This window comes from Synechococcus sp. RS9916 (assembly GCF_000153825.1).
In the GTDB taxonomy this organism is placed as follows: Bacteria; Cyanobacteriota; Cyanobacteriia; order PCC-6307; family Cyanobiaceae; genus Synechococcus_C.
In genome coordinates this window covers 648397-660918 of sequence record NZ_DS022299.1, presented here as the reverse complement: position 1 = coordinate 660918, position 12522 = coordinate 648397, and the positions used below count along the sequence as shown (strand labels likewise).

General features: G+C 57.4%; 12 protein-coding genes and 1 other RNA gene. 7 read left to right on the top strand and 6 right to left on the bottom strand.

The window, feature by feature from the left end:
* The first annotated feature begins 51 nt into the window (after window positions 1–51).
* The 3 genes from pyk (at window position 52) to ftsH (ending at window position 4761) form a co-directional block, all read left to right on the top strand.
* Window positions 52–1521, top strand: coding sequence for a pyruvate kinase (pyk, locus tag RS9916_RS03610; protein WP_007097883.1), 1470 nt, complete (start codon window positions 52–54; stop codon window positions 1519–1521).
* Between the two features lie 10 nt (window positions 1522–1531).
* Window positions 1532–2761: an ABC transporter permease gene (locus tag RS9916_RS03605; RefSeq protein WP_007097882.1), complete on the top strand. Its 1230-nt coding sequence runs from the start codon at window positions 1532–1534 to the stop codon at window positions 2759–2761.
* 83 nt (window positions 2762–2844) lie between these two features.
* The gene (gene ftsH, locus RS9916_RS03600; protein ID WP_007097881.1) at window positions 2845–4761 is read left to right on the top strand and encodes an ATP-dependent zinc metalloprotease FtsH; all 1917 of its coding nucleotides are present in this window, start codon (window positions 2845–2847) and stop codon (window positions 4759–4761) included.
* A 136-nt stretch (window positions 4762–4897) separates the two neighbouring features.
* Here ftsH and clpP read toward each other — a convergent pair whose 3' ends face one another.
* Window positions 4898–5488 (bottom strand): ATP-dependent Clp endopeptidase proteolytic subunit ClpP, encoded by a 591-nt coding sequence (gene clpP / locus RS9916_RS03595; RefSeq protein WP_007097880.1) that lies wholly within the window; start codon window positions 5486–5488, stop codon window positions 4898–4900.
* A gap of 83 nt (window positions 5489–5571) precedes the next feature.
* Here clpP and psb29 point away from each other — a divergent pair, with 83 nt between their 5' ends.
* Entirely contained in the window at window positions 5572–6276 is a 705-nt protein-coding gene (gene psb29, locus RS9916_RS03590) for a photosystem II biogenesis protein Psp29 (RefSeq protein WP_007097879.1), read from the top strand.
* Here the strand turns inward: psb29 and RS9916_RS03585 are convergent.
* On the bottom strand, window positions 6243–7454 hold the full coding sequence (locus RS9916_RS03585; RefSeq protein WP_232199520.1) for a hypothetical protein: 1212 nt from the start codon (window positions 7452–7454) through the stop codon (window positions 6243–6245). The two genes, psb29 and RS9916_RS03585, sit on opposite strands and share 34 nt — an antisense overlap.
* A gap of 303 nt (window positions 7455–7757) precedes the next feature.
* The gene (gene petN, locus RS9916_RS03580; RefSeq protein WP_007097877.1) at window positions 7758–7859 is read right to left on the bottom strand and encodes a cytochrome b6-f complex subunit PetN; all 102 of its coding nucleotides are present in this window, start codon (window positions 7857–7859) and stop codon (window positions 7758–7760) included.
* Between the two features lie 69 nt (window positions 7860–7928).
* On the opposite strand from petN, the gene clpS reads away from it, so the two are divergent.
* From clpS to RS9916_RS03565, 3 genes are all read left to right on the top strand, one after another.
* Window positions 7929–8225, top strand: coding sequence for an ATP-dependent Clp protease adapter ClpS (gene clpS / locus RS9916_RS03575; protein ID WP_007097876.1), 297 nt, complete (start codon window positions 7929–7931; stop codon window positions 8223–8225).
* A 64-nt stretch (window positions 8226–8289) separates the two neighbouring features.
* A complete protein-coding gene (locus tag RS9916_RS03570) occupies window positions 8290–8955 on the top strand; it encodes a TVP38/TMEM64 family protein (RefSeq protein ID WP_050752296.1) in 666 nt (221 codons plus the stop codon).
* Window positions 8956–9261: 306 nt separating this feature from the next.
* The gene (locus RS9916_RS03565) at window positions 9262–9570 is read left to right on the top strand and encodes a DUF2103 domain-containing protein (RefSeq protein WP_007097873.1); all 309 of its coding nucleotides are present in this window, start codon (window positions 9262–9264) and stop codon (window positions 9568–9570) included.
* Between the two features lie 646 nt (window positions 9571–10216).
* On the opposite strand, the gene ssrS is transcribed toward RS9916_RS03565, so the two are convergent.
* The 3 genes from ssrS to RS9916_RS03555 form a co-directional block, all read right to left on the bottom strand.
* Window positions 10217–10400: non-coding RNA, 6S RNA (gene ssrS, locus RS9916_RS13750), on the bottom strand.
* Window positions 10401–10407: 7 nt separating this feature from the next.
* A complete protein-coding gene (locus RS9916_RS03560) occupies window positions 10408–11586 on the bottom strand; it encodes a 5-(carboxyamino)imidazole ribonucleotide synthase (RefSeq protein ID WP_007097871.1) in 1179 nt (392 codons plus the stop codon).
* Window positions 11587–11611: 25 nt separating this feature from the next.
* Window positions 11612–12511, bottom strand: coding sequence for a carbohydrate ABC transporter permease (locus tag RS9916_RS03555; protein WP_007097870.1), 900 nt, complete (start codon window positions 12509–12511; stop codon window positions 11612–11614).
* Window positions 12512–12522 lie beyond the last annotated feature (11 nt).

Below are 12522 nucleotides of genomic sequence, written 5' to 3'. Positions count from 1 at the left end.
GCTTCTCGATCTGACTGGAGGGTAGATTCCCTTTTGTTATCGGCCCGGTGGATGGCGCAAATCGATCTTTCCCGTCGTACCAAGATCGTGGCCACCATCGGCCCAGCAACCGAAAGCCCTGAACGGCTCAGGCAGTTGATCGAAGCTGGTGCCACCACCTTCCGCCTGAATTTTTCCCACGGCGATCACAGCGAGCATGCAGCCCGCATCGCCACCATCCGCCGAGTCTCGGCTGAGATGGGAGTTCACATCGGCATCCTTCAGGATCTTCAGGGGCCAAAAATCCGTCTCGGCCGCTTCGCCGATGGGCCGATCACCCTCGCCAACGGTGATCCCTTCACGCTCACATCCCGTCCCGTCAGCTGCAATCAGGAGATCGCCACGGTCACCTACGACAAGCTGGCTGACGAAGTCACTGCTGGCAGCCGCATCCTTCTCGATGACGGCCGGGTCGAGATGAAGGTCGAGCGGGTCGACAAGGCAGAACAGAACCTCCACTGCACGGTCACCGTCGGCGGAGTCCTCTCCAACAACAAGGGCGTCAACTTCCCGGACGTACAACTATCTGTTCGCGCCCTCACTGAGAAGGACAAAACAGACCTGGCCTTCGGTCTTGGTCAAGGGGTGGACTGGGTGGCCCTGAGCTTTGTGCGTAATCCTTCCGACATGGAGGAGATTCGAGGTCTGATCCGCCAGCACGGCCACACCACTCCGGTGGTGGCCAAGATCGAGAAATTCGAAGCCATTGATCAGATCGATGCCATTCTCCCGCTCTGTGATGGCGTGATGGTGGCCAGGGGCGATCTGGGCGTTGAGATGCCCGCCGAGGAGGTCCCCCTTCTCCAGAAAGAGTTGATCCAGAAGGCCAACAGCCTTGGCATTCCGATCATCACGGCCACTCAGATGCTCGATTCGATGGCTTCAAGCCCACGACCCACGCGAGCCGAAGTCAGCGACGTGGCCAACGCCATCCTTGATGGCACGGACGCTGTGATGTTGTCCAACGAGACAGCCGTGGGTGATTTCCCTGTGGAGGCCGTGGAAACCATGGCCACCATCGCGCGCCGCATTGAGAAGGATTACCCCCAGCGCCGCATCGACAGCCATCTGCCATGCACCATCCCCAACGCCATCAGCAGCGCAGTGAGCACGATTGCAAGCCAGCTGAATGCGGCTGCGATCTTGCCACTCACCAAAACTGGTGCCACAGCTCATAACGTGAGCAAGTTCCGTCCAGCTGCTCCGATTCTTGCGATCACCAGCGAACCATGGGTGGCATGCAAACTCCAATTGGTCTGGGGAGTCACTCCATTGGTGACCGAACCACAGGAGCGCACCTCATCCACATTCGCGACAGCAACCAACATCTGTCGTGAGCGGGGCTGGTTGAAGCAAGGCGATCTGGTGGTCCAAACAGCAGGCACCCAGCCTGAAGTCTCTGGCTCCACCGATCTGGTCAAAGTGGGAATCGTTGGTAGCGACGGACTGCTCGACAGCACTCACCACAACGCCACCATCTAACTCTCCGGCTATGGCCAGCAAGTTGCCGCTCACTGAAACCGTGGGCATGGCTCTCAACACCCTGAGGGCCAATCGATTGCGCAGCTTGTTGACGATGCTGGGCATCGTGATCGGCAACGCATCGGTCATCACCCTTGTGGGTGTTGGTCGCGGTGCCCAAAACCTGGCAGAGGATCAACTCAGCAACCTCGGAGCCAACGTTCTGTTTGTTGTTCCGGGCAATAACGACACCCGTCGACGCGGTGTTGCCTTCCCCAAGACGTTGGTGCTGGAAGATGCCGAAGCCATTGCAGAGCAGGTGCCCAGCGTTAAGCGGGTCGCTCCACAGATCAGCACCAGTGCGGTCGTCCAGGCTGGATCCCGCAGCTCCAGCAGTTCTGTCAACGGGGTCACACCAGCGTTTCTTCCCGTTCGCAGCTTTGAAGTGGCCCGGGGCCGATTCATCAGTGAGCAAGACGAACGGGCCGCGCGCTCCGTGGTGGTGATCGGACCCGACCTACGCGACAAGCTGTTCCCAACAGGGCAGGCGATTGGTCAAAACCTGCGCATCAAGGACCAAAGCTTCAACGTGATTGGGGTGATGGCACCCAAGGGTGCGGTGTTCGGCAACAACCAAGACGAAAACGCTTACATCCCGCTCTCCACCATGGTGAGTCGCTTGACAGGCCGAGATGCCACCTACGGCGTCAGCCTGAGCTTCATCAGCGTTGAAGCAAAGAACGAGGCCAGTACTGGGCCCGCCAAATTTCAGATCACCAATTTGCTGCGTCAACGGCATCGCATCCTTCGTGATGACGACTTCGCTGTGCGTTCCCAGAAAGATGCACTCACCATTGTTGGCACCATCACCGGTGGTTTGACCCTGATGCTTGCGGCCATCGGGGGGGTCTCTCTGCTGGTTGGTGGTATTGGGATCATGAACATCATGTTGGTGTCGGTCAGCGAGCGAACCGAAGAAATCGGTCTGCGCAAAGCTCTCGGCGCCCGCAGCTCAGACGTGCTCAGCCAATTTCTGGTGGAGTCCCTCGTGCTGGCAACACTGGGCGGGATTGTCGGCACTGCAGCTGGGCTCGGCACGGTGGCAGCGGTAGCGGCCCTCACCCCCTTGCCGGCCACCATCGGGGGAGGCGTCGTGTTGATCACGGTGACGCTCTCGGGATCCATCGGCCTCTTCTTTGGTGTGGTGCCTGCCCGGAGGGCGGCCCAACTGGATCCGATCGTGGCTTTACGAAGCCTTTAATCCAATCCTCTTAGCGGATCTGTCCCCAGAACCGGCGTTTGGGTGTTCGCAACTCTTAAAGTCGATTAACTTTCAGGGATTCCATGAATCAACGCTGGCGACAAATCGCGCTCTGGGTCCTACCCATCGGCGTCGCGTTGCTTCTGGGTTGGCAATTGATCGGCAATGGAGGGCTTCAGAGCCTTAATCCGAGTGGTCCAACCGTCGCTCCTAAGAATGCTGCCGTCGGCCGCATGAGCTATGGCCGTTTCCTGGATTACGTGGAAGCAGGCCGGATTACAGCTGTGGACATCTATGACGGCGGTCGCAATGCCGTTGTGGAAGCTGTTGATCCCGAGATTGACAACCGTGTTCAGCGCCTTCGCGTTGATCTGCCTGGATTGGCTCCCGAGTTAATCAACACCCTCAAGCAAGAGGGCATCAGCTTTGATATTCACCCCCCGCGTAGCGCACCACCTGCGTTGGGTCTGCTCGGGAATCTGCTCTTCCCGCTGCTGCTGATCGGTTCACTGATTTTCCTGGCTCGTCGCGGAAGCGGCATGCCTGGTGGCCCTGGCCAAGCGATGCAGTTCGGCAAAACCAAAGCCCGTTTTGCGATGGAAGCTGACACCGGAGTCAAATTCGATGATGTGGCTGGCGTTTCAGAAGCGAAGCAAGATCTGCAGGAAGTGGTTACCTTCCTGAAGCAGCCAGAGCGTTTCACCTCTGTGGGAGCGAAGATCCCCAAAGGTGTGTTGTTGGTTGGCCCTCCCGGAACGGGCAAAACGCTTCTTGCCAAGGCCATCGCTGGTGAAGCAGGTGTTCCCTTCTTCTCCCTCTCCGGTTCGGAATTTGTGGAGATGTTTGTTGGTGTTGGTGCCAGCAGGGTGCGCGATTTGTTCAAACGCGCCAAAGAAAACAGCCCTTGTCTGATCTTCATCGATGAGATCGACGCAGTGGGTCGTCAGCGCGGTGCCGGTATTGGCGGCGGCAACGATGAGCGTGAGCAGACTCTGAACCAGCTGCTCACCGAGATGGACGGCTTTGAGGGGAACAGCGGCATCATTATTTTGGCTGCCACCAACCGTCCTGACGTTCTCGACTCGGCTCTGATGCGCCCTGGTCGATTCGATCGTCAGGTGACTGTTGATGCTCCAGATATCAAAGGTCGCCTCTCCATCCTCGAGGTGCATGCACGCAACAAAAAGCTTGACCAGGACCTGACCCTGGAGAGCATTGCGCGCCGAACCCCTGGATTCACCGGTGCAGACCTGGCCAACCTTCTCAATGAGGCTGCAATTCTCACGGCTCGGCGCCGAAAGGAAACGATCGGGTTGAGTGAGATCGATGATGCTGTCGATCGGATCATCGCTGGCATGGAGGGTCAGCCACTGACAGATGGCCGAAGCAAGCGCCTGATCGCTTATCACGAAGTTGGTCATGCCCTGGTGGGAACTCTTGTCAAAGCGCACGATCCCGTCCAGAAAGTGACCTTGATTCCTCGCGGTCAGGCCCAGGGTCTGACCTGGTTCTCACCCGATGAGGAGCAAATGCTGGTCTCCAGAGCCCAGCTCAAGGCCCGAATCATGGGTGCTCTGGGTGGACGTGCAGCTGAAGACGTGGTGTTTGGTTATGAGGAAGTCACCACTGGTGCCGGTGGTGACATCCAGCAGGTGGCCTCAATGGCCCGTCAGATGGTGACCCGATTCGGCATGTCTGATCTTGGACCTGTGGCGCTTGAAGGTGGTAGTCAGGAAGTCTTCCTGGGCCGTGATTTGATGCAGCGCAGTGATGTGTCTGACTCAATCGCCAAACAGATTGATGAACAGGTGCGGGAAATGGTGAAACGCTGCTACACGGAAACCGTTGAGCTTGTTGCGCAACACCGTGAAGCCATGGACCACCTAGTGGAACGTTTGATCGAAATTGAAACCATGGATGGCGATGAATTCAGAGCCCTGGTTTCTGAGTTCGCCACGATTCCCGATAAGGAACGTACCGTCCCTGTGCTCAATTCCTGAGCATTTCTCTAGGGCTTCAAATCAATGATGTAGACCTGCCTTGAATGGGCAGGTCTTTTTTTGTGCCTGACAAGATTGCAGGCCATAAAAAACCCCGCCGTAGCGGGGTCAAGACATCTGATTAGACCAAGAGGAATTAAACGGAATGAACAGGTCTGCGATCGATCACCGTGTCAATCAGTCCGTAGGTCACCGCCTCATCGGGTGACATAAAGAAATCGCGATCGGTATCCACCTGCATCTTCTCAAGGGGCTGGCCACTGCGTTCAGCCAGCTCACGGTTGAGTTTGTCCTTCAAGAAGAGGATTTCATCGGCTTGGATACGAATATCGCTGGCCTGACCGCTGGCCCCACCAAGAGGCTGGTGGATCATGATGCGTGAATGTCGAAGGCTGCTGCGCTTGCCTTTCGCGCCGGCACAAAGCAGAAAGGCACCCATGCTGGCGGCAAGTCCGACGCAAACTGTGTGCACATCTGGCTTGATGTGCTGCATGGTGTCGAAGATGCCAAGACCGTCGTACACCGAGCCACCTGGGGAGTTGATGTAGAGGTAGATATCCTTTTCAGGATCCTCTGCCTCGAGAAACAACAGCTGAGCCACGATCCTGTTCGCAGATTCGCTGGTGACGGGCTCCCCCAGGAACACGATCCGCTCGCGCAGCAGGCGGGAATAAATATCAAAGGCCCTTTCACCCCGGCCTGATTCTTCGATCACGATCGGGATCATGCTGCACCATTCTTGGGTCAAGCAATCCTAACGGCGGCTTCAGCGGCGCTAAGGTCTAATCCATATCTTTTTGGTGTAGCCACTTGGGTGAGCATCTGACCATTGCTGACAGCAAGCGCGCCTTCCACAGCGCTTTCCCCCACGTGATTCCATCGCTGTATCGCCGTACAGCCGATGAGCTTCTGGTGGAGCTGCACCTGCTCAGTCATCAGAAGCAGTTCAAGGTCGACGCTTTGTTTGCAGTGGGGCTGCGTCAGGTGTTCGACGCCTTCACCCGCGGCTACCGACCGGAAGCCCATCTCGATTCCCTATTCGCAGCCATCTGCAGCTGCAACGGTTTTGACCCTGCTGCCCTCAAGCAACTCGCCCTTGACAGTGAACATGCGGTGCAGGGCCACTCCTTCGAGGATGTGCAGCAATGGTTGCGCAACAAAGGCGAAGGCGCTCCAGCAGCGATCACCAAGGTGCTCAAGCGGGCGGATCATGCCAATTTCCATTACTCACGTTTGATGGCCGTTGGCCTGCTGACGCTGCTGGCCAAAGCCCAAGGTGACGATGGCTCGGATCCCTCGGAACTCGCCAAGCTGGCCCATGAACTGAGTGAGCCGCTTGGCCTGACCAAAGAGCGGGTCGAAAAAGACCTTGGTATCTACACAGGCAATCTTGAACGCATGGCTCAGGCCGTTGAGCTGATGGAAGAAACCCTTGCCGCAGAGCGCCGCAAGCGTGAGCGCCAGAACGAAGCAGCGACTGATCAGGATTCCCCCGCAGCTGCAAGCGCCAGCTGACCCCTGAGCTCCATCCAGTCCGTAGCGGACGATGACACGCCCCCCATGGACTTCAGCGTCAGCTGTAGGCGGGGGGTTTGTCTCACCACCCTTGGCCAAGTGCCGCTGAGCAATCCGCGTTCCGCCAAATCACGAGGATTGACGCTCAGGGAGAGCGTTAGATCCTTGTTTGGATTTGCTTTTGGGCCAGTGAAGACTGTTGCGGCAGGTGAAAGCCCAAGACCAACACTGAGCACCGATTCATCCGTCTTAGGGGCGATCCAGAGCCATCCGCCAACGACCTGACGGCTCGTGCCCTGGGGATCAATCCAGCTGGTCGCTGACGGCTTGGAAACACGAAGCCCCTGATCACGAAGACGTCCACTCAGCACCTTCAGGCTGCGTTGCATCGCCTGCGACTTGTGGGGGAGCGAGATCTGCAGCTGCAAACCTGCTTGGTAAGCGCCCTCAGCCTGAGGCACCAGACGCAGGTGAAAGGGAGCCTTCAGGATCTGCTCGCGTTCAGGCTGAGCGAAGCCGTAATACTGCTCGAGAGGCTCACGAATAATCTCTCGCGAAGCAAGAGCATTGAACAGCAAGCCAAGTTGCTGGCCTTGAACACTGAGCAGGGGCGAAGGGTCTTTGGATGAGGAGAGCTCTGGCATCGCGAAGCTTTCCATCAACGCCAGATTGGACGGTGCGCCTGCGAAGGATCGACGTCCAGCCCAACCTTGCCATTGCAGCGACTCATTGTGCAATCGCAGGGAAAGACAGCCGTATCGCGCTTGCTGAAGCAGAGGTGACAAGGCGCCACTCAAGCGAGCAAGCGCTTCCGGTTGCCAATACACAGCGGGCGAGCTGTCAAGTTTGCGAATGCAGGCAGCCTGAAGAGGAGCGGTGGAACGCGCACCCGATGCCGAGGCCAGCTGCTGCTGCAGTTGTTGCTGATTCAAGGCATCAGCACTGATCACGACAAGGCCATCCAGTCGCCTTGCGGACACACCCGAAGGAGGCTGATCAGACCAAAGCCATGCGGGAATCACAAGGTACGCCTGACCATCGCCACTCCACGCTTGCCACCAAAGCGCACGTCCAAGACGCTTCCACAGTGAAGACGCTGGATTGATACCGAGTCGGCGGTTCCACAACTGAGGTGGAGCCTGGGAGGGATCGCCCTGGAAGGCCTGAACCAGGGGCATCCCAGCAGCAAGCTTGGCCAAGCCGATCTGGCGAGGATTGCCAATCGACTGTTGACTCGCAACCAAGCCAGCGAGAGAACAGACAAAAAGGGCCGTTAAACCAACGGATGTCGTCGGGGACAATCGCCAGGGTCTCAAGACCCTGCGACTTAACTCTTTCCTGATCCCTTGCGACGACGACGGTCTCGCCATTCGATTGTCGAGAGATAAATCACTGCACCACTGACGAAAACCAGCAGTGATGCAGCAACAATTGCCAGCCCCTGGTTTAGGGCTGGCGTTTGCAGTGCCTCAGTCAAGACCTCAGAAGTTGAGGGTGCCGTCGCCGTTGCGACCCCAAACGACCATGGCGATCGAGAAGCTGAACATGGCGGCCAGGGAAGCCCAGGCGAAGGTGAACAGCATGGGGGCGTTAAGCAAGTGGCAGCAGTTTAACTAGGCTCTTAAGCCATATCGCCAGAACTGTTGATTCTCATGACAGGGTCTTCTGGAGCCCAATCCACCCTTTTAGAGCGATCACGCACTACCCAGGGGTACCCGGAAGCGCGGGTGATCGTGTTGAACGACGACGTCAACACCTTCCAACACGTGGTCGACTGTCTCTGCAAAATCATTCCCGGCATGGGGACAGAACGGGCTTGGGACCTTGCCCATCAGGTGGATGGCCAAGGCTCTGCTGAGGTCTGGTGCGGCCCTCTCGAGCAAGCGGAGCTCTACCACCAACAACTCACCGGCGAAGGGCTCACCATGGCCCCGATCGAACGCTGCTAAACGGTCAGAGTCAAGCTGACGCCGAATCACTCGCTTTACACTCCACCAACCCGCTCAAGCTTTGGTGCCGGCTTTAAAAAAGGGGTTGAAGATCGCTGCGATCCTTGCCCTTTTCGTCCTTGCTGTCGTTGCACTTCAGCGCTACGGCATCGAACCACTGAGAACGGCGGTTGAAGGCATGGGGTTCTGGGCGCCACTGGGAATTTTCCTGTTGCGCGGGGTCAGCATCATCCTTCCGGCCCTACCGAGCTCGATCTACTCCCTGCTCGCGGGCTCCCTGCTCGGCTTTAAAACCGGCTACCTCACCATCGTCTTATCTGATCTGCTGTTCTGCAGCAGTGCTTTCCTGATCGCACGCACCTGGGGCCGCGGACCGGTGAGCCGACTGGTGGGAAAGCGAGCGATGGAGCGCATCGATGGCTTCAGCAAAAATCAGCTGGAAGGGAACTTCTTCCTGATGACCGGGCTATTGATGACCGGACTCTTCGACTTTTTGAGTTACGCCATTGGCATCAGCCGAACCCGTTGGAGGGTGTTTGCTCCGGCTCTGTTGATCAGCGTTTTAGTGAGTGATTCCATCCTCGTAACGGTTGGCGCTGAAGCCGCCAATGGTGTGGATGGGTCCAAAAGCGCAGGCTTACCCCTCGGCCTTGCCCTTCTCGCCATGTTTGGCCTCGCGGTCTTCACGGGGCTCATGAAAAAACGCTCCCAAGAAGCGACAACGGATTAGAACCTCATGCAGCAGGGACGCGGCTTGAGCTGGTTAAACAAAGCCAGACCGACAGCCGCAAGCATTTCGTCTCCCTGTTGAGGACGTAACGCAACACCCTGCCTGGAGAGAATGCCAAGCCACGCACCTCTGGACCGTGCAACTCGGTAGTGAGCACACATGCCTCTGGGCCACAACGTTGATGCAAGGGCTCAGCCACCAATGCTCGGAGTGTGTCTACGGATTTGAGCATCACCGGCCATGAGCCTCTCACTGTGTCGTAGCCACAGTCGCTAGGTTCAGCCAACTGAAGATCCAACCACCACTTTGGGACGCCTGGTCATTACCCACAGCACCTATGTGGAGGGATTGATCCCATGGCTTAAAAGCCTTGCTAGGGATGAGGCCATTCAGACCATTACCCCGGGTGTGATCGCAAGGGTTAGAGGGCGCTCTCCAGGTCTGAAGCTGCGCCTGTCAACGCCAATGCGCGGAGGGTTCAAGCTAATGGCGCGTCGAGGATCGACCGTGCAGGAGGTTTTTGTGGTGACCAGCCTTGCTGCCGAAGAATTGGAACAACGGATTGAGGCCTGCAAACCGTTGGCTACCGCACAAAAGCGCGCACTCAAAGCTTGAGCGAAGCCAAACTAAAGAGCGAAATAACACAGCGCCATAGGGATCACTGACAGATCATCTTGATCTCGACTTCACCGATACTTCCGGGTTTCACAACTTGCCAAAACTGGCTACTGAGAGGACGCACTCGCCAACGCGTGCAATCTGCAACTTGCTTGAAGACTGAATCGACATGGGAGGCTGTTCCTAAAAACCTCCGATAACGACCAGAAAACTCAAGTGGTCTCACATAGTAAGTATTGCCACTCGTGTTCGTCCCCACAGTCAGCCACTGATTCATGGCCCTACCGGGCATTGCAGCAAACATCAAAGGTGCAGCCAAAGAAGCCGTTGCGATTGCACGTGAGAATGTCATCGGATTCATTCGAAGTGTGGATTGATGTTCTGTCCCCACACCATCGCTGTGACGAGCACCCGAATCTGTGACCTGGCACAACCATGGCTGTGATCTTGGTCACAGGTTTATCTGCCATTTGGCAGTCCGTCGCCTTGCCCTTGAGGTTGTTTGCTTTCCACTGAGATTGCCTGCTTCATCGCTCAGTGGCAGCAATCGCCCCACACCCATGGCGACAAGGCATCCAGTGACTAATGGCTCAGCAATCAAGACATCGACGCTTGCTCAAGGAAGCAAAACGTCTTTCGAAGGTGGGGGACCACCATGCCGTGCGAGCCCCAGTGATCGACCTGGAAGAACCAGAAGGGGTAACAAAAGTGGGGATTCGTTTCCGGCTACAAGGCCGGTTTACGGCACCGACACGGCAGTCGCCCCAAGTCGATAGAGAGTCAGATCAGAGCACTAGAAAAGGCCGTCACCAACACAGCAGTCCGACCCAAATTTTAGGGCAGGGGCCAGATCGAGCGCACCTTGTTCAAGGCTTCCATCGCCTCGTTTCTTCGAGTCTCTGCATCAGTGGCTGACAGCAGCACCGTGACATGACCCAGCTTTCGCCCCTCACTCTCACCCTGCTTGCCATACCAGTGCAAGTGCAGGGAAGGATCGGCCTGGAGGGCTGCCAATCGCTGCTCAAGCGGTGCTGCCTGGTCAACCGCTAAGCCAAGCAGATTCACCATGAGAGCACCGGGCACCTTCAGCTCCGGATCGGGCACCTGCAAACCAGCTGCGATGCAGAGCTGCTGATCAAACTGACTGCTTTTGCAGGCCTCAATCGAAAAATGGCCGGAATTATGGGTGCGCGGTGCGATTTCGTTCACCAACAGGCCTTTGGATCCATAAAACATTTCGATCGCGAGAACCCCCACGTAATCGAGCTTGGTGAGCAAGGAAGCCGCAACGTTGTAAGCGGTGGCTTCCACCAATTGCTCCACTGCTGCCGGAGCCAGGACCCAATCGCACACCTGATCCGATTGCTGGGTCTCCACGAGGGGCATGGCCCGTACCCTTCCGGACTGGTCGCGGCTCACCACGAGCGCCAGCTCCTTCTCGTAGTCCACCCAGGCCTCAAGCAGCCAATTCTCAGGATCCACCGAGCGAAGCAGCTCGGCCAAACCATCAACGGAACGGACCACCTGCGTGCCTTTGCCGTCATATCCACCGGTCGCAGCCTTGGCCATCACCGGAAATGACCATCCCTTGGGTAAGGCCGGGGTTCCAGGATCAATCTCTTTCAGCTCCACCCAAGCCGGGCTTGGAATGGACAGCTCATCCAGCAAAAGACGCTGATGCAGCTTGTTGACCAGGGGCTGGAGGCTGGAAAGTGATGGGCGAAAGGGTGCCCCTTTGCGTTCCAGCGCCGACAGCGCATCGATGTTGACCCACTCATTTTCAAAGGTGATCCCACCACACCGTCCGAGAAACGCCTGCGTGGCCTGAGCATCGACAGGGTCCGCTTGCACCAGCTCATCGGCCAGTTGGGCTGCGGGGTCCGAGGACGACGCACTCTGAACAATCACTGCCAGACCCCGCTCGCGTGCAGCTTCCACCAACATCCGGGCCAGCTGACCGCCACCCACCACTCCAATGCGTGGGCTGCCGTTCTCAGCGGTGGGGCTGGTCATGGGCAAGGGGCAGAACAGAAGGAGATCAGATCAATCCTCTCTCGCCGGCAAACAGCAGACGGAACACGGTGAGGATCATCACCAAAAGGAAGAGTGCCAGACCAACGGTGCAGGCATAGCTGATCTCCAGCTCTGCAAAAGCTTGGTCATAGACGTAATAAACAAGGGTGCGGGTGGAATCCGCTGGTCCACCTTGGGTCATCAGATACACCTCCTCAAACACCTTCGTGGCGGCAATTGCTGAAATCACCGAAACCAGGGTGATATAGGGACGAAGCAGGGGAAGCGTGATATCGAGATGCTTCCGCCAACCCTCACTGCCATCCAGTTCAGCGGCCTCGTAGAGCTCCTGCGGAATCCCCTGCAGCCCCGCAAGGAAGATGACCATGTAGTAGCCAAGCCCCTTCCAGAGAGTCACCAACATCACCGAAGGAAGCGCCAACAACGGATTGGTCAGAAACCCGATCGGCGCGAAAGCGTCACCCAGCAATGCCACAAGCCAGCCATTGATCAACCCGTTCTCGGCGTAAAGCCAGCGAAAAGCGATCGCGGCCACGACGATCGAAACCAGCACCGGGGTGTAAAACCCAGCACGGAGCCAATGCATCCCAGGAAGGGCACGGTTCACCAACACAGCCAACGCAAGGGATCCGAGCACAATCGGGGGAACGATTCCCACCAGATAAAGCAGCGTGGTCGTCAGCACCCGATAAAACATCGGATCCATGCTCAGGCGTTGCAGATTGGCAAGCCCTACAAAACGAAGCGGTTCGGAGACATCAAGACCCGTCTGAGTGAAGGTCATCACCAGAGCCATCAACGCTGGCACCAACACCGACAGGCTGAGAAGAATTAACGCCGGGGCCAGAAACGCCCAGGCTGTGATGGTCTGCCGCGATCGACCTTGATCCGCCTGTTGGGCCATGCCCGTTTGCC